This window comes from Psychrobacter sp. H27, from assembly GCF_059072655.1.
Map to the genome: position 1 here is coordinate 98,784 of NZ_JCACRX010000001.1, position 18,796 is coordinate 117,579.

An 18,796-nucleotide genomic window follows, 5' to 3' on the forward strand; every position below is an offset into this window, starting at 1 on the left:
TAAGAAAAAACCGCTATCTGAGTAATTATCAGATAGCGGTTTTTTTGCGTTATTTAACCGAAATTTTATTACTGAGTATTATTCAGAAATATCCACCCATACCCAGCCGTTCTCTAGCCATTCGCTCAAATCATCTGCATCGATACCCGTCACGTCGCTATGTTGCAGTGTTTCACCATCAGCCAAGCGTACCAGTACTGATATTGCCGCTTCATCAAGCCCGTCGATACGTTGACCGTTGGCATACAGCACGGTGCTATCATTGGTCTGGCTATAGAGAAGGCGATTGCTATAGTCTGCTTGTAATCTAGCACCTTCTGATAGCGCTTGCATGAGCTCGTCGGTATCTAACGCTTCTTCTGGCATCAGCGCATCGTATTGACGCTTACTGACCACCTCCAAGACTGCTTGACGAATCATGTCGTCACCGCGACTAGATTGTAGCATCTCTAGCAACTGCGCTTTGATAGCAGCGATACTATCCGTTTGCAGCTCACCTGAGTTCTGTAGTGCTTGTGGCAGTAGCATCGGGACAAACAAACTGCTGTCGTTGGTCGCAATATCTGCCACGCTATCGATAATTTGCATCAAGTTTGGACGGCGGCACCCAAAAGAAAAAGTCAGACAATCGTCTTGTGCCACGCCAAAATGCGATAATTTAGGCGGTACATAAAGCACGTCACCTGCTTCTAGTACCTCATCAAAGATAATCTCGCCCATATCATCAAATAAACGCAGCGGCTCATCAGCAACAAACGCTGTTTGCTCGTCACAGAATTTGCCCAACTGCCAACGTCTAGAGCCATAACCTTGCGCCAAAAACACATCATAGTCGTCATAATGCTTACCGACCGACCCACCTTGCGGTGCATAAGACACCATAATATCGTCACGCTGCCACTGCGGAATAAAGTCAAATGCTTGCCACAACTGACCCAGCTCTGGTGACCATTGTTCGAGATTTTGTACCAATACCGTCCATTGCTCTGGCAAGTCTTCAAAGTCATTTTCAGTTAGCGGGCTTTTTTTGAGCTGCCACTGCGCTTGACCTTCTTTTTTACTGGCTGCTTGAGTTAGTAGGCGTGCGCTAGCGTCTTCTTCAAGGGCAAGACCGATCATGTCATCAGGCTCAAACATGTCAATCAGTTGCGACAACCCTTGCTTAATAAGGAGTGGCTTTTTTTGCCAGTATTCTGCTAGAAACTGCTCAGGCGTTATGGTGTCAGGTAGACAAAGCGGAATAGAAGTCATTGATAAATCCATATTTTAAATACGTACAATATTAATAATAAGGGACGCTTTATAGGAAGGTTTTAATAGTCTATGATTATGGTCTATCTGATGGTTATCATCAGAGTAGCCACTAAATCGTAGGAAAGTTATGAAAAAATTGCACTTGATCGCAATCATCGCTAGCGTGTTTTTGCTACAAGCCTGTGTCCACAAAATCGTCACGGTGCCCGCTAAAGTTGCTTATAAAACCACTAAAGGCGTGGTAAAAGGAACGGTAGCGGTTGGCAAAGCCATCATACCAGGCGACAGTGATGACGATGATGACAAAAAATAAAACCTCACTTATCAACTATGAATTTTAAACTAATATCATAGCATTCAAAGTAAGGCTGTTGTGTGGTCACAAAACCAGTAAGACATTAGCTGAACCAGACAATGCTATTATCGAAATAAGAGCGCGTAAATTATTTTAAACACTCTTATTTTTTGGTATCCGCTTGCTGCTATTAAAGCTTGGCAATCCATTCTTTAATAGTGCGCGCTTGTTCAGCGGCATTACCGATATAAGTGGCTGGCGTCAATGCGCGTAGACTTGCTTTGTCAGTATCACTAACTGCCGATAGCTCATCACTCTCGACAAACGTCAGCATCGCTTCGCGAGTCATAGCATTACCACGAGTTAAAGCTTTTAGCTTCTCGTATGGGTTTTCAACGCGGTAGCGACGCATGACAGTTTGAATCGGCTCTGCCAACACTTCTTGCGCTTGATTCAAATCATCATTCAAACGCTGCGCATTCAATTCAAGTTTACCCACGCCTTTTAGGCAGGCATCAAATGCAATCATGCTCTGTGCTAGGCCAACACCGATGTTACGCAGTACCGTTGAGTCGGATAGATCGCGCTGCATACGTGAAATTGGTAGCTTCTCACCTAAGTGTGCCAACATCGCATTGGCAACGCCCAAGTTGCCTTCTGAGTTTTCAAAGTCAATTGGGTTAACTTTGTGCGGCATGGTAGAAGATCCAACTTCACCGTCTTTTAGGCGTTGTTTAAAATAGCCTAAGCTAATGTACTGCCAGATATCTCGGTTAAAGTCGATCAAGATTGTGTTGAAGCGTTTAACAGCATCAAACAGCTCAGCAATATAGTCATGCGGCTCAATCTGAGTCGTATAAGGGTTAAAAGTCAGCTCTAGACGCTGATTGATGAAGGCTTCAGCATGGCTTTGCCAGTCGACGTCAGGGTACGCTGAAAAATGCGCATTATAGTTACCAACGGCACCGTTTATTTTACCAAGTAGCTCTACTTGACCGATTTGCTTGATTTGACGAGCAAGGCGATAGGCGACGTTTGCCATCTCTTTACCAAGCGTCGTTGGACTAGCGGTCTGACCATGTGTGCGTGATAGCATTGGTTGGTCAGCATGGGTGATCGCTAAGTCAACGATGCTGTCAGTCACTTGCTGCATTTTGGCAACGACGAGCTCGCGACTGTCTTTGAGCATCAATGCGTATGATAAATTATTGATATCTTCACTGGTACAAGCAAAGTGAATGAACTCAAGCGAATCAATTAAGGCATCCTGACCACGGAATTTGTCTTTGATAAAGTACTCAACCGCTTTTACATCGTGATTGGTCGTTGCTTCGATGTCTTTGATCGTTTGAGCATCTGCTTCGCTAAAGTCATCAACAATCGCATTCAAAAAAGCATTGGTCTGTTCATCAAATGCTGCTAATTCACCAATTGCGTTGTTGTCAGCCAATGACTGCAACCAGCGAATCTCTACCGTAACGCGGGCTTTGATTAGACCAAATTCAGATAAATAAGGACGTAAGCTGTCAGCCTTTGATGCGTAACGACCATCAATTGGAGAGAGAGCGGTAAGTGGGGTCATGGTTATGCCTCAGTAGTTATGAAATAAAAAACTGCAAGAGTCTGGCTAAAAATTACCATACAAAAAACGACATCGAAATCGCTGCGCGTAATATAGCAGAAATATGTTATTAAAAAAGCGGTCTATGCAAATAAAGCGATGTTGAGGCTCGTTAAAATCAATCTATTCACTGCATCAACATCTGTACCTCAAGTTGGGTCTTAAGAAGTAATTAGAATCCACAAGGTGCATCGATAGATTCAATCACGCCGCCGCCCAGACATACGTCATCGATATAAAATACGGCTGACTGACCAGGAGTGACGGCGCGCTGTGGCTCATCAAATATGACACGCACTTCGCTGCCATCAGCATTGGTCGCAAACACGCGACATGCCTGGTCTGGCTGGCGATAGCGAGACTTTTCCATACAGGCTAGACCTTCGTCACTAAACACATCAGCAGGCGGCAGACCATTCGTCCAATCGAGCTTATAAGCTTTTAGTTCGTTACTCATTAGCATTGGATGCTCGTGCCCTTGACCAACGATTAAACGGTTTTTTTCTAAGTCTTTTGCCAATACAAACCAAGGCTCCTCAGGACGGTCTTTGACCCCGCCAATACCGATGCCGCCGCGTTGACCCAGTGTGTAATACATGAGGCCATCATGAGTACCGATGACTTTATTGTCATCCGTAAGTATCTCGCCTTTTTGAGCAGGCAGATATTGCTGTAAGAAGTCTTTAAAGCGGCGCTCACCAATAAAGCAAATACCTGTAGAGTCTTTTTTCTTAGCCGTCGCTAGGTCATGCTCTTCGGCAATTTGACGTACCACTGGCTTTTCAAGCTCACCAACTGGGAATAGTGTTTTGGCGATTTTGTCACCGCCAACCGCATGTAAGAAATAGCTTTGGTCTTTATTGTTATCAAGGCCGCGCAATAACTGGGCAACCTCGTCACCCTCGGCATTTTTGTAATTCACACTGCGGCGCGTATAGTGACCTGTAGCGATATAATCTGCACCAAGGGTTAACGCGTAGTCCAAAAACGCCTTAAACTTAATTTCCTTGTTGCACAAGATATCGGGGTTAGGGGTGCGTCCAGCCTTGTATTCTGCCAAAAAATGCTCAAAAACACGGTCCCAATATTCCATAGCAAAGTTGGCAGTATGTAGCTTCATACCGATTTTGTCACATACGGCTTGCGCGTCTGCTAGGTCGTCCATTGCCGTACAGTATTCTGTACCATCGTCTTCTTCCCAGTTTTTCATAAACAGGCCTTCAACCTTGAAACCCGCTTGTTGAAGTAATACGGCTGACACAGAGGAGTCGACCCCACCTGACATACCAACAATCACATGTTTGGTGCTAGGGTTTTCGACGTCGGCAAGTGTCAACGGGCGATGAGCATTAAAAGACTCAGAAACGACTGCGCTTGAGGTATTTTGTATGGCTGACATAGAACGGCTCAACTATTTATACGTTATCCAAAGTAAATGCCGACGCCAAGAGTTATGCAATTTCTATAATGTATAGTCTCAGCACAACAGCGTCAGCTTGTCTTTTGAATCTGGTATTATGATAAAATAAACGTCATATTATACCAGTTAATTTAAACTGGTGGCGACCGATGCTATCTAGCTATTGGGAAAACCACTTTGAAAATTCAGATAGTCATTTTGAATTATTTTAATCACGTCTAACTCATCTTGGAATGAAAATGATAAAAATCGGTCAAGGTATTGATGTTCACGCGTTTCATAACAACGGTCAGCAGCAGCAATACGTCGTATTGGCAGGGGTGCCCATTGAGCATTCGCACAGTTTGCTGGCACACTCTGACGGCGACGTGGTTTTGCATGCCTTGGCTGACGCACTACTTGGCGCTTTAGCACTTGGTGATATTGGTCAGCATTTCCCTGATACAGACGCCGCCCATGCAGGCCTAGACTCGCGTATATTGCTACGCTACGTTTATGGCAAAGTACAAGAGGCAGGTTATAGCCTAGGCAATGCCGATATCACGGTGATGTGTGAACGGCCTAAACTGGCACCGCACAACCAAGCGATGCGCGCTAATATTGCGAGCGACTTGCAAACAGATATTAGCAATATCAGTGTGAAAGCCACTACGACGGAAAAATTGGGATTTACTGGTCGACAAGAAGGCATCATGGCCAACGCCGTGGTATTATTGGTGCCTAATGCGGTTGGTCCATAACGTTATCGAATCTAGGAGCTGTTGAATCTAGAGCTTTTAGATTTAGTAAACAACAACTGGCTAAAACAATATGAAAGGGCGCTTGTAATATACAAGCGGTCACCCCATGTATCAGCCATATCTTCACATAATTATTTTTATATAAATAATCATTTTAATAAACCGCTTTATCAATAGGAGCTTTTATGAGTGAGCAAACCCCAAATACTGCTGCAAACGACGTTGAACAATTGATCCGTGATCAAATCCGTGACAATAAAGTCATTATCTACATGAAAGGCACGCCGCAATTTCCGCAGTGTGGTTTTTCTGCACGCTCTATTGAAGTGTTGACTCAGATTGGTCGTCCATTTGCATTTGTAAACATTTTAGAAAACCCAGAAATCCGCGCAACACTCCCGAAAGTTGCTAACTGGCCAACGTTCCCACAGTTATGGATCGATGGTGAGCTGATGGGCGGATCTGACATTATTTTGCAAATGTATCAATCAGGTGAGCTAAAGCCATTGGTTGAAGCAAACAGCCCTGCTGCTTAATACTTGAGAGTGTTGGTTGGATGTCTTTGATGTCCAATTAGCCTTTATAAGGTACAAGCACAGCAAACCCAAATGGTCATTAATGGCTGTTTGGGTTTTTTTATTGTTGCTATTAGTGTCACTAATACCCTATCTATTCTTGTCCCTATTATTATTTCCACGCGCCTATGTCATTAGGCTTCGTTGTTTTTATGGGATTTACCCCCATATAGTGCCTAAGATACAAGCTATATAAATAATAATTATCGGATGAATAAGAGAGCTTTATGAATAATCAAACCAATGAACAGTCAAATGAGCAAACAGAAGCGGCTGAGCAGGCAGCGATTGAAAAACGCCGTGAGCGTTTAAAAAATGAATCGACACGCATTATTGAGATTGCTAATAATGAGTCATACTCAGCACTCAAGTGTATTCATCAGCTTAGTGTGGCGGGCGGGGCAACTGAAGCGACCTATATCGCTATTGAACAGCGCATTGTTGTGGACCAAGATCCGGCAGGTGCTTATCATTTGGCATTGTTGGCTCAAAACACGCCAGATTTGCCAATCGATGCCCGTCAGCTTATCGAATTGGTAGTTAATAAGGGTGATAACCACCAGCGCTTGGCCCTGCTCAAAAACTTACCATTACCGCCAGTTGAGCTCATCAAAGCGCAGATTTTGGCGAGTGATGACGGTGATGCCATTGGTCAAATGAATGCCTATTTACAAATCAACCCAGAAGGGTATGGCAGTCATCATATGCTGTCTAGTGGTCAATCGGATCAAATAGTACCGCTGAGCCGTGGTAACGGTAATGGCTAAGATATCATCATAAACTAAAAAGCTAACCGCTAAAGTGATGGTGGCTGCACCAGTAATGACGGTGTTACTGTCAACATCGTCATTACTGGTATAAATATCTTTGCGCTTAATTATAATAGTTTTTGTCCTAGCGTTTTTTAAGCGTCAAAAAATTGTTATAATGACAGGTTATCTAACCAATTATGAACGACTTATCTGAGTCGTTATCTTTTTTATAAATACGACTGACGTTTATTTGCCGACTACCATGTTATTCAATGAAATGTGGTACCAAGCAGCGTTATGAGTCAAGTGAGGCAAACATGCAATACCCAAAACATTATGACGTGATAGTGATCGGCGGTGGTCATGCTGGCACAGAAGCTGCTCTAGCGGCTGCACGTATGGGCGCACAGACCTTATTGTTGACGCATAATATTGAGACGCTCGGGCAGATGAGTTGTAATCCTGCGATTGGCGGTATTGGTAAATCGCATCTGGTGCGTGAGATTGATGCGTTGGGCGGTGCAATGGCGCTGGCAACGGACAAAGCAGGTATCCAATTTCGAGTACTAAATAGCCGTAAAGGGGCTGCCGTTCGTGCCACGCGTGCGCAAGCAGACCGTATTCTGTATAAAGCGGCGATTCGCCATACATTAGAAAACCAGCCGAACTTAGATATATTTCAGCAAGCCGCTGACGATATCTTGGTAGAGAATGGCCGTGCGACAGCAGTTGTGACCTCTACAGGTATTGTCTTTAAGACTGAAACAGTGGTGCTGACCTCAGGGACTTTCTTGGGCGGTGTCATTCATATTGGTATGGAAAACTCAAAGGGTGGCCGTGCAGGAGACCAGCCGTCTATCAAACTTGCAGATCGTTTGCGTGAGCTTAAACTACCAGTAGGTCGTTTAAAAACAGGCACACCAGCGCGTATCGATGCCCGTAGCGTTGATTTTAGCGTGATGACGGTACAGCCGGGTGATACGCCACTACCAGTCATGAGCTATATGGGTGACGTCTCTATGCATCCTGAACAGGTCAATTGCTATATCACCCATACCAACGCGCGTACTCATGACATCATCCGTGAGAACCTTGACCGCTCACCGATGTTCTCTGGAAAAATCGAAGGCGTAGGCCCGCGTTATTGCCCATCGATTGAAGACAAAATCCATCGTTTTGCGGATAAAGACAGCCATCAGATCTTTATCGAGCCTGAAGGTCTCACCACGCATGAGCTATATCCAAATGGTATTTCGACCAGTTTGCCGTTTGATGTGCAACTAGAATTTATTCATAGTATGAAAGGACTAGAAAACGCTCATATCACACGTCCAGGCTATGCAATTGAATATGATTACTTTGATCCGCAGAACTTAAAACCAACGCTTGAGACCAAGTCTATCGATCGCTTGTATTTTGCTGGTCAAATTAATGGTACGACGGGTTATGAGGAAGCGGGCGTACAGGGTCTACTAGCAGGTACTAATGCCGCACTCGTGACGACCAATAACAGCGAGTTTGACACTTGGACACCGCGCCGTGATGAAGCTTATCTTGGTGTGCTTGTCGATGACTTGATTACGCACGGTACGACCGAGCCATATCGTATGTTCACGAGCCGCGCAGAGTATCGTCTATTGCTACGTGAAGACAATGCCGATCAGCGTTTAACTGAGACAGGTCGTAAGCTAGGACTGGTAGATGATGTGCGCTGGCAGGCCTATCAAGAGAAAATGGAAGCCATTTCGACAGAAACCTCGCGTCTAAAAGACATGTGGGCAACGCCTAGTAATGCATTAGGTAAGCAAGTGACTGAGCAAACAGGTGAGGTGCTGTCTAAAGAATCGACAGCCTTTGATTTGCTGAAGCGTCCGCAGATTCACTTTGCGGATATCGCTGCTATTACTGATTCAACAGTAGATGCACAAGTGGGCGAGCAGATCGAGATTTCTGTGAAATACGCAGGCTATATTGATCGTCAGCAGGAAGACATCGATCAGATGAAGCGACTAGAGAACACAGCATTACCGCTAGATTTTGATTATAGCGTTGTCTCAGGTCTATCGAACGAGATCGTACAGAAACTCACGCAAGTGCGTCCTGCGACGCTTGCTCAGGCTGGACGAGTGAGTGGCGTGACACCTGCTGCTATACAGCTATTGGCGATGACGGTCAAAAAACATAAGAAAGCAAAGGCGGCATTGGACTCATAATAGGTATGCCACAAAGTCTTTTATAATAAAGCACCTATGATATAAAAAGCCTGTAATGACACTTCGTTACAGGCTTTTGTTTGTCAAGATATACATCGTTCTGACAAGAAAGAAGTATGTGAGCTTGTTTTACTGGCTACTTTATCTCTATACTAGGTCACTGAAACTAGGTTGCCAAATTCACCAAATCTCACTACTATTTATTAATTTATATCGCTGATGCCTATATGATGTCGGGCTTGTCAGCGAACTGAGCTTATTTATGATCGATGCTGTTATTTTTGCGATTACCATTGTCTTTCCCAACCTTGCACTGATGTGGTTGGGTTTTTTTATGCAAAGGCGAGGTGAGACCAGCCAAACTTTTATCGATCAAGCATCAAGTTTTGTCTTTAACTACTGCTTGCCGTGCTTGTTGTTCTTTAGCGTGGTCGATAGTGATGTCGACTATGGTCAGCAAATTAAGCTAATCTTCGTTGGTATCTTGGTAACCTTTGTTTTGTTTATTGGCGCAGAGCTTTATGCCAAGCGGTTTGTCAAACGTCCTGAAGATCAAGGCGTGTTCGTACAGGGTATTTTCCGTAGTAATATGGCAATTATTGGTCTTGCAACGGTTGCCAACGCTTATGGCGCGCAAGGTTTAAGTATTGGTGCTGTTTATATGGGCGTGGTGACGATACTGTTCAATATTTTAGCAGTCATTACCTTGAGCCGTGTTTCAAAAAGCGTAGATGATACCTTGATCAGTCGCAGTATTATGATTATTAAGAAGGTGTTTACCAATCCGCTTATCTTGGCATTGCTATCAGCATTTGCATATAAGGCACTGCCATTGCCACCACTGACAGGTGTGATACATAAGACTGGTGACTTGTTGGCAGCAGTCGCATTACCATTGGCATTGATTTGCGCTGGTGCGAGCATTGATTTGAAATCAATGCTGAGCGCGTCAGGATTGTCCATGCAGGCTAGTATTGGACGCATTGTTGTTGCACCATTGGTAGCCGTCGCGATTGGACTGGCATTTGGCTTGTCAGGTGTGCATATGGGCGTGTTGTTTTTGATGGTGGCCTCACCAACAGCAGCAGCCAGTTATGTGATGGCAAAAGCGATGGGTGGCAATGATATACTGGCAGCAAATATTTTAGCGTTTACTACGGTCGTTGGCATGTTCGGAATGGCGTTTGGGGCGGCAACGCTACGTGCGCTTGGCTTGATGTAGTATTTATTTTATTAAGGACATCGGTTACATTTAAATCAACAGCATTATTGAGTGTTGGCATATCTTTGAGCCAAAAAAAGCCCTTTTTCTTATTTGAGAAAGGGCTTTTTGTTATCGATTTAAATTGTCTCGATTGCGCTTATCTTCTCGGCGCTGTTTGCGTTTAGGGCTAGTACGATAGGTAAGGTATGCAAAAATAGCCAGTACTGCAAGGAGCGCCACGATATACATAAATATTGATGAGCCAATCATCAATGACGCGCCAATAATGGGAGTTGCTTCCATGTCAAAGATCCAGTTTTAGGTTTACTAATAATTATGCAAGTCTCTCATTTCATTGTAAAGTAAATAAGTTTAGCTCCGGTGTAAGTTCAAGTGAACGGATACGGGCAGCTTGGTCATAGATGTTGGCCGTCACGATCAGCTCATCCGGCTGGTATCTTGCCAAAAACGCAGACAATTTAGGTTTAACGGTCTCAACAGAGCCAACGAAAGACACTGATAGCGCATTGTCTACCATCATCTTTTCTGCTTGACTCCAGATACTGTCCATATCGTAAGTGGGTTTTGGCATCTGACCGGTTTCACCGCGGCGCAACCGCACAAAGCTTTGCTGCGCTGAAGTAAAGTGATATTCAGCGGTTTCATCGTCATCAGCAAGTAATAAGTTCGCAGCCAGCATCACATAAGGCTTGTCCAGATATGCAGATGGTTTGAACTGTTCACGGTAGGCAGCGATTGCTTGTCCAAGCATCTGCGGTGCAAAGTGCGAGGCAAACACGTAAGGCAGTCCTAAATGGGCGGCCAAAGTCGCGCCAAAAAGAGAAGAGCCTAATATCCAAATAGGAATGCCTGATTTTGCACCAGGAAATGCCTGTACAGGACTACCGTCAGTATCATTGCCCAAAAAGTACATCAGCTCTTGTACATCCTGCGGAAAACGCTCAGCGTCTTTCATTTGTCGGCGAAGTGCCTGAAACGTCGCCCCATCAGTACCAGGTGCCCGTCCCAGACCCAAGTCAACACGGTCGCCGTAGAGCGCTTGCAAGGTACCAAACTGCTCAGCGATCACGAGGGGTGCATGGTTAGGTAACATGACGCCGCCCGCGCCAATACGAATGCGCTTGGTTTGACTACCGATATGCGATAGAAGTACCGAGGTTGCTGCACTAGCAATACCTGGCATATTATGATGCTCTGCCATCCAATAACGATTCAAGCCAGACTTTTCTGCTTGCTGTGCGGTTTCAACCGTTTGGGCGATACCTTCAGCGATAGTATGGTCTTCAGGTACGGGTGCTAGATCTAAAAAAGATAAAGGGATGTTGTTATTCATAAATTATCCAGTAGTGTGTAAATTACTGTCTACCGATATGCTCATGATTAGTGATAGTTTCAAGTGCTGCTAGTCGGTGTTAATCAATCATAACAAAGTAAGCTAACTCAGTATTTAAGTCCACTTAATAATCACTTATTAACCATTAAGCGTTACATATAACGTCGTCATACGATATAGAGGTAGTACAAGCAATATTGCACCATCATAGAGAACAAAAAAGCAGGCAACCTAGGTTACCTGCTTTTATTGGTTATTGATAAAGTAATTATGATATGAATCATCAATACTTTATCAACATGACGTCATATAGCTGAGTAACTGTTCAGTCTGTCAGCTATTTAGACTGGTCACCAAGTTTATAAGCCATGACGTAGTCACCAATGGTTGTACCTACTGAACCATGTCCACCAGCAACCAGTAGTACCATCTGCTCACCTTTAGAGTTTAGGTAAGACATTGGTGTGGCCTGACCACCCGCCGGAATACGAACATTCCACAGCACATCACCATTCTTTAGGTCATAAGCGCGAAAGTTGTTTTCGGTCGCCGCTGATAAGAACGCAACGCCGCCTTTGGTGATCATAGGTCCGCCAATACCAGGAACCCCTAGTTCCAGTTTAATTGGGATAGGAGACAGGTCTTGTACCGTACCGTTTTTGCGCTGATAGGCAATCTCGCCAGTCGCTAGATCAGCACCTGCTATCGTACCCCATGGTGGCTGCTGGCAAGGGACGCCTAGTGGCGATAAGAAAGGACCTAGCTCGACTGCATAGTCTGCGCCTTCGTTGGCATTGACCCCTTGCTCACCTTTATTGGTCTCCGCATCGCCTAGCGTTTCTCTAGGAATGAGTTTTGAGGTAAATGCTAAATACGTCGGCATACCAAACATCACGCCATTTTCAGGATCGACCGCGATGCCGCCCCAGTTAAAGGTACCAAAGTTACCAGGATAGACCAAGCTACCATTGGTTGATGGCGGTGTATAGCGACCATCATAGTTGAGCTGATTGAACTCGATACGGCACATCATTTGATCAATGAGACTAGCGCCCCACATGTCTTTTTCAGTCATCATTTCAGGCTCAAAGCTCAAACCAGAGTATGGCTGAGTCGGTGCGGCGTGCTCGCCTGCTACCAGATATCCCTGCGGCGCTTCACGTTCTTTGATCGGTACAATAGGCTCGCCTGTTGCACGGTTCAAGACGTAGACGTCGCCTTGTTTGGTCGGTACGACCAACGCAGGCTGAACGCCGTCAGCAGTATCTAAGTCAAGCAACGTAGGCTGAGCAGGGGTATCCATGTCCCAAAGGTCATGATGCACAAACTGCTGAACCCAGCGCGCTTCACCCGTTTCGATATCTAGCGCCACCACAGACGTTGCATACTTTTCTTCAGCAGCATTACGGTAGCTACCCAGCTGATCGGGAGTACGGTTGCCCATTGGGAAATATGCCAACCCAAGCTCTTCATCAGCACTAGCAATCGCCCATGAGTTTGGTGAGCTGGTTTTGTAAGTTTGGGTTGGATCATTAACATCAAAAGGTGCGGTGTTTTCGGGATCACCTGAATCCCAGTTCCACATGAGCTCACCAGTATTGACATCATAAGCACGTATCACACCAGAAGGCGAGTTGACATCATAGTTGTCATTGACAGCGCCAGCTACAATAATAACGTCGCCTGCTACTACTGGCGGCGAGGTAGAGTAGTAGTATCCTGCCTGAGTAAATGGCATGTTATGCATCAAATCTAATGCACCATCATCACCAAAGTCTTGGCAGCGCTGTCCAGTATTTGGATCAAGTGCATATAGCTTGGCATCTGACGTCGGGATAAATATTTTGGCATCACATTGCTTAGAGGCATTGTCAAATGTATTGCCAGCAATTTTTTGAACCATCGTATCGCGAGTATCCGCTTCATTAGTCGCAGCGACATCATTAGCAATCACAGGCGTATTATCAGTGCCAGCTTGTCCCGCATAGTAAGAGACGCCGCGGCATGTTTGGTGCTGACGCTGTAAATTCTCTTCTACTTGAGGGTCAAACTTCCATAGTGTCTCGCCAGAGTCTGCATCTAATGCCATAACCCAGTTGTGAGGTGTACATAGATATAGTGCATTGCCGATTTTGAGCGGGGTTACCTGATAGGTGGTCTCACCGACATCGTTAGGACCTTTGACATCACCTGTCTGGATCTGCCAAGCCAGTTCTAAATCTTTGACATTATCAGTGTTGATCTGTGTCAGAGGAGAGTAGCGCTGTCCGTAGTCTGTACGACCATACGCGCTCCACTCGCCATCTGGCGTTTGTTGACCATTGGATAGTGGATCACCAAGATTGGCTGACGTTTCATCTGTACTGTCATCTTGGTTGCTTTTATCGGTCGCAGACAAATCAAGCTCGCCTAGTTTGTCAGTAGCGTTATTTGCCAAGCTCCCAAAAGAGAGCAGTGCGCCCACAACGACACTAGCGAGCAGACCCCAATAATATAGGGGACTTTTCTTAACAGAGTCTGTGGTTGATGATGTGCTCGCGGCTACTTGAGCCTTATGTCCACGCATCTTATTAGCTACCCATGGTAATAGCATGAGCAAACCAAATATCAGTGGGAAACCAACGCGAGGTGCTAGCGCCCACCAATAAAATCCAGATTCCCATAGTGCCCACACCATGGTTGCCACGATAAAGAGGGCGTAGAGTCCGTAAGCACTCCAATGTTTTTTGAACAATAAAAAAGCTGTCGTTAACATGATAACGCCAGCGAAAAGATAGTAAGGACTACCGCCTAGAGAGAGCAGATAAGCGCCGCCGATAAGCAAAGGGGCGGCAAAAACTGCCATAATGATCGCTACGAGTTTTTCCATGAGCGGTATCACCTGTTACATAAGAGCAAATGGACATGCAGTGATCGACACCCAGTAGTCATCAAATCCTAAATCTTCAAATATTTAGGTCATTAAATGTCTAGGTGTCCAGCAATACATGCATAAATAAAAAATAAAACGTTGGATGACGTTTTAGACTCTATTTTATCATTTATGCATAAGTTGGGTAAAGGTGACGCAAGCTAGCAGTAACGGTTTGGTAGGGTTGTTTTAGTTGTTGAATTGTTTCTGACACAGTTCCATAAAGGCACGGCCGTATTGGCGGATTTCGGCATCATCTCTTACTGCCATCCAACTGGTAAAGCGACCAAAATGGTCTACTGGTATGGCAGTTAGGTTCTGATAATGGCTGGGTTCAAACGCCATTTCTGCGATGATGCCAATCCCCAAACCCAGTCCAACATAGGTACTGATCACATCAGCATCCAGCGCCGCTAGTACGATATCCGGCTCTAAACCTGCTTCTTCAAAGGTTTTATCAATGGCGCCGCGTCCAGTAAAGCCGCCATGATAGGTAACAATGGGATAGCTGGCAAGGGTAGGCAAGTCGATAGATTCTTGACTAGCAAGCTCATGATCGCTCGGTACGATAACGCGGTGCGTCCAATCATAGTAACGGTAGCATCTGAGGTAATTGTTTTGCAGCAACGACTCGGTTGCGATACCAATATCCGCCTGACCACGAATCACCATCTGCGCGATGGTCTCAGGATCTGCCTGTTGCAAGATGAGATTTACTTTGGGAAAGCGATCTTTGAACTCTTTGACCACTTGCGGCAACACATAGCGTGCTTGTGTGTGAGTGGTGGCAATCGTTAGCGTGCCTATATTGGGATTGTTAAAATCTAGACTCAAATTTTCAATGGTACGGATTTCAGCAAAGATAGACTCGATATGAGGCATGAGTGCTGTACCCATAGTGGTCAAACCTGTCAAGCGCTTGCCTTGACGAATGAATACTTCGGTCTTTAGTTGGTTTTCGAGGGCTGCGATATGCTTAGATAAGCTCGACTGGCTCGTGTGTAGTACCGTCGCTGCTTGACTTAAGTTATAGCCATTGATCACCGTATGCCATACTGTTTCCAACTGTTTGAGCTGAATCTGCAAATGTCGCTGGTTGACCACTACGTCGATTGCCATAACCTAATCCTATTGTATAACTATATAGACCTTGTCTATGTTTGAAAGGTCTGTATATGAAAGTAAAAACATACGAATATACCGCAATAGGCTAGTGTAAAACAAACCTATTATTCTTGTATATAATAAATAGCTATCAATTTATGATAATAATGAATATAGGGGTAGTTAATGTGGTGACATAGTTCTCAACAAGGGTTATGATGATTTATTTTAGTAAAACGTGAATGGCTTATAAGATGGTAGTCACTCATAAAAGACAAATGTCTTATGAAGGATAAGCGGTCTATAAAGCACGAAAAATTACGGCTTTCTAAAAAATAGACTTCAAACGGGTAAATTTTCAGCACAAAAAACAGCTACCTTCTAGAAGGTAGCTGTTCATGATTTATAGACTTGCTTGATTTTCGTTAATCCAATAAATAACGCTTACTTAGCAACATCATAGCGATCTGCATTCATCACTTTGTTCCAAGCGCTCACAAAGTCACGAACAAACTTCTCTACATTATCGTCTTGTGCGTATAGTTCAGCATAAGCACGTAAGATAGAGTTTGAGCCAAATACTAGATCGACACGGCGTGCTTGCCATTTGATTTTTCCAGTGCTGCGCTCACGCACTTCATAGTTATCAACAGTATCACTTGCTTTGTCGTCCGATTTTACAGGATGCCAAGTGTAGTTCATGTCTGTCAAGTTAACAAAGAAGTCATTGGTGAGAACACCAGCACGTTCCGTAAAGACACCATGTTGGCTGTGACCATAGTTGGTATCAAGGACTCGCATACCACCAATCAATACAACCATCTCAGGCGCTGTCAATCCCATCAACTGAGAGCGATCAAGTAGCATCTCCTCAGGAGAAACGGCATAATCTTCTTTGACCCAGTTACGATATCCATCATGTAATGGCTCTAAATCAGCAAAAGATTCAGCATCAGTCATTGATGCATCGGCATCACCGCGACCCGGTGTAAATGGAACGGTTATGTCTACACTTGCCTCTTTTGCTGCTTGCTCGATAGCCGCGTTACCAGCCAACACAATTAGATCGGCCAAACTGATGTCTTTGTCAAAGTCAGCTTGAATGCGTGTTAATGTTTCAAGTACACGTTGTAGCTGCTCTGGCTCATTACCCGCCCAGTCTTTTTGAGGGGCCAAACGGATACGTGCACCGTTGGCACCGCCACGATAGTCTGAGGCACGGAATGTACGTGCGCTATCCCATGCGGTAATGATAAATTCACGGCGGTTCAACTCACTATCTAATACCTGCGATTTTAGCGTTGCAATATCATCAGCAGTTAACTCTGCATTGCCTGCTGGGATAGGATCTTGCCAGATAAAATCTTCGCTTGGTACATCGGCACCTAAATAGCGAGCTTTAGGTCCCAAATCACGGTGAGTCAGCTTGAACCATGCTTTGGCAAATACTTCATCAAAATACTCTGGGTTGTTGTGGAATTTCTCAGAGATCTCACGATAGATAGGATCTTTAATCAACGCCATATCGGCATCAGTCATGATTGGATTGCGGCGTACACTTGGATCATGAGCATCTAATGGACGATCTTCTTCTTTGATGTCGGTTGGTTCCCACTGCCATGCACCTGCTGGACTTTTGGTCAATGCCCAGTTTTGGTTTAATAATAGCTCAAAGTAGCCGTGATCCCACTGAGTAGGATTGGTCGTCCAGGCGCCCTCAATACCACTTGAGACCGTGTTACCTGCATTGCCGTTACCTTTAGGGTTGCGCCAGCCTAGACCTTGCTCTTTCACATCAGCGGCTTCTGGCTCATCCTCTAGGGTTGTTGCATCACCATTACCATGACATTTACCCACGGTGTGACCACCAGCTGTTAATGCCACAGTCTCTTCATCATTCATTGACATACGAGCGAAGGTAGTACGCATATCTTGAGCTGTTTTTAGTGGGTCAGGGTTGCCGTCCACACCTTCAGGGTTAACATAGATCAAGCCCATTTGTACTGCTGCTAGTGGGTTTTCGAGCGAGGTACGGTCTTCATCATTGTCGTAACGGTTCTCTGTATCTGCTAACCATTCACGCTCAGAACCCCAATAGATGTCTTTTTCTGGATGCCAAGTATCAGCGCGACCACCAGCAAAACCTATGGTTTTGAAACCCATAGACTCATAAGCCATGTTACCTGCCAAAATCATCAAGTCAGCCCAAGATAGTTTGTTGCCGTATTTTTTCTTAATAGGCCATAATAAACGGCGCGCTTTGTCTAGGTTGACGTTATCTGGCCAGCTGTTCAATGGCGCAAAACGCTGGTTACCCGTGTTAGAGCCACCGCGACCATCAGCACCGCGATACGTACCGGCTGAGTGCCATGCCATGCGAATCATCAAACCGCCATAGTGTCCCCAGTCTGCTGGCCACCATTCTTGTGACTCAGTCATTAGGTTCTTTAGATCTGTTTTTACCGCTTCTAGATCAAGTTGCTTAAATGCTTCGTTATAGTCAAAATCCGCTCCCATAGGATCGGTCTTTTTGTCTTGCTGATGCAATATGTCTAAATTCAAGCTGTTTGGCCACCAATCGGTTGCAGCAGAAGCAGTAGTGGTGTGAGCTTGGTGTATGACAGGACAGCCGCCCATGCTAGGACGCTGAGGCGCGTGTGTTTTGTCAACGTTTTCACTATGAATCGTTGGTCCCTTGTCATCTCCTTGATCATAAGTGGTATTGGTTGGTGCGTTGTTGTGATCCACAGGGCAACCAGCAGTATCCTGCGTAGCGTCTTTGTTAGTTGGGGTATTGGTCGAATCGGACATGGTAAAACTCCTGGGCTATGATAATAGAAAGAACAAACAGTTAATCGAAATAATCATTGTTTATACATAGAGCATAGCGAAGCACTGTGTATTTATAAAACTAATATATAAGAATTATAAGTTTTAAATTATTAATCGTAAAAAGCTTGATGTTTTGTTTATCTAAATCGTCATTAACGCCTGTACTCGTTATCGCTAGTTGAGAATAAACCAGCAGATTACGCTCAATCAATTAGATCTATTTCAATTTTATAGCTACCTTTATATTACCTATATATCATGACGTTGTCAGGTATGGCTTAAGAGAGAATGTAGCAAGAAAAATAAGGGATAATTTAACCTTAGAGAAATATTGTTATAATCTGCGTGACTACTACGAAACATAAGCTATCGTACAAGCAGTATAGTCAGTGAGTTAGTGCAAAAACATCTAGTCAAGGTGAAGGTTCTCAAGTACCATAACTGGATTTTGTTGTCATATCTATATTGGTACAACTTTATATTGGTACAACGTCGAGCAGTTTCTATCGATTCTTTTTTAT

The 18,796-nt window shown here is 44.6% G+C and carries 14 protein-coding genes; 6 read left to right on the forward strand and 8 right to left on the reverse strand.

From position 1 onward, the window contains the following. Window positions 1-78: 78 nt before the first annotated feature. Window positions 79-1,251, reverse strand: coding sequence for a JmjC domain-containing protein (locus AC5JPY_RS00390; RefSeq protein ID WP_493851710.1), 1,173 nt, complete (start codon window positions 1,249-1,251; stop codon window positions 79-81). Window positions 1,252-1,381: 130 nt separating this feature from the next. On the opposite strand from AC5JPY_RS00390, the gene AC5JPY_RS00395 reads away from it, so the two are divergent. Beyond that, complete coding sequence (locus AC5JPY_RS00395) at window positions 1,382-1,567, forward strand: NF038104 family lipoprotein (protein WP_201571421.1); 186 nt, start codon at window positions 1,382-1,384, stop codon at window positions 1,565-1,567. A 172-nt stretch (window positions 1,568-1,739) separates the two neighbouring features. On the opposite strand, the gene purB is transcribed toward AC5JPY_RS00395, so the two are convergent. Then, window positions 1,740-3,131 carry an adenylosuccinate lyase gene (gene purB, locus AC5JPY_RS00400; RefSeq protein ID WP_493851711.1) on the reverse strand — a complete coding sequence of 464 codons (1,392 nt, stop codon included), beginning with the start codon at window positions 3,129-3,131 and terminating at the stop codon, window positions 1,740-1,742. A gap of 211 nt (window positions 3,132-3,342) precedes the next feature. Then, window positions 3,343-4,455 carry a tRNA 2-thiouridine(34) synthase MnmA gene (mnmA, locus tag AC5JPY_RS00405; protein WP_493852703.1) on the reverse strand — a complete coding sequence of 371 codons (1,113 nt, stop codon included), beginning with the start codon at window positions 4,453-4,455 and terminating at the stop codon, window positions 3,343-3,345. Window positions 4,456-4,823: 368 nt separating this feature from the next. On the opposite strand from mnmA, the gene ispF reads away from it, so the two are divergent. The 5 genes from ispF (at window position 4,824) to AC5JPY_RS00430 (ending at window position 10,092) form a co-directional block, all read left to right on the forward strand. Beyond that, the gene (gene ispF / locus AC5JPY_RS00410) at window positions 4,824-5,330 is read left to right on the forward strand and encodes a 2-C-methyl-D-erythritol 2,4-cyclodiphosphate synthase (protein WP_319050332.1); all 507 of its coding nucleotides are present in this window, start codon (window positions 4,824-4,826) and stop codon (window positions 5,328-5,330) included. Window positions 5,331-5,515: 185 nt separating this feature from the next. Beyond that, on the forward strand, window positions 5,516-5,866 hold the full coding sequence (gene grxD / locus AC5JPY_RS00415) for a Grx4 family monothiol glutaredoxin (RefSeq protein WP_193012410.1): 351 nt from the start codon (window positions 5,516-5,518) through the stop codon (window positions 5,864-5,866). Window positions 5,867-6,132: 266 nt separating this feature from the next. Next, window positions 6,133-6,672 (forward strand): hypothetical protein, encoded by a 540-nt coding sequence (locus AC5JPY_RS00420; protein WP_493851712.1) that lies wholly within the window; start codon window positions 6,133-6,135, stop codon window positions 6,670-6,672. Between the two features lie 302 nt (window positions 6,673-6,974). Next, window positions 6,975-8,870 (forward strand): tRNA uridine-5-carboxymethylaminomethyl(34) synthesis enzyme MnmG, encoded by a 1,896-nt coding sequence (mnmG, locus tag AC5JPY_RS00425; protein WP_319050334.1) that lies wholly within the window; start codon window positions 6,975-6,977, stop codon window positions 8,868-8,870. Between the two features lie 262 nt (window positions 8,871-9,132). Next, on the forward strand, window positions 9,133-10,092 hold the full coding sequence (locus AC5JPY_RS00430; protein WP_493851713.1) for an AEC family transporter: 960 nt from the start codon (window positions 9,133-9,135) through the stop codon (window positions 10,090-10,092). Window positions 10,093-10,203: 111 nt separating this feature from the next. Here the strand turns inward: AC5JPY_RS00430 and AC5JPY_RS00435 are convergent, their stop codons facing one another. The 5 genes from AC5JPY_RS00435 to katG all read right to left on the reverse strand — a co-directional run bounded on the left by AC5JPY_RS00435 (window position 10,204) and on the right by katG (window position 18,080). Then, complete coding sequence (locus tag AC5JPY_RS00435; RefSeq protein WP_319050336.1) at window positions 10,204-10,377, reverse strand: hypothetical protein; 174 nt, start codon at window positions 10,375-10,377, stop codon at window positions 10,204-10,206. 49 nt (window positions 10,378-10,426) lie between these two features. Then, on the reverse strand, window positions 10,427-11,428 hold the full coding sequence (locus tag AC5JPY_RS00440; RefSeq protein ID WP_493851714.1) for an LLM class flavin-dependent oxidoreductase: 1,002 nt from the start codon (window positions 11,426-11,428) through the stop codon (window positions 10,427-10,429). Between the two features lie 337 nt (window positions 11,429-11,765). Continuing rightward, window positions 11,766-14,297, reverse strand: coding sequence for a membrane-bound PQQ-dependent dehydrogenase, glucose/quinate/shikimate family (locus tag AC5JPY_RS00445; RefSeq protein ID WP_493851715.1), 2,532 nt, complete (start codon window positions 14,295-14,297; stop codon window positions 11,766-11,768). Between the two features lie 231 nt (window positions 14,298-14,528). Beyond that, on the reverse strand, window positions 14,529-15,458 hold the full coding sequence (locus AC5JPY_RS00450) for a LysR substrate-binding domain-containing protein (RefSeq protein WP_319050339.1): 930 nt from the start codon (window positions 15,456-15,458) through the stop codon (window positions 14,529-14,531). Window positions 15,459-15,887: 429 nt separating this feature from the next. Further along, window positions 15,888-18,080, reverse strand: a complete 2,193-nt coding sequence (gene katG, locus AC5JPY_RS00455; RefSeq protein WP_443524822.1) for a catalase/peroxidase HPI — start codon at window positions 18,078-18,080, stop codon at window positions 15,888-15,890. Window positions 18,081-18,796: the final 716 nt, after the last annotated feature.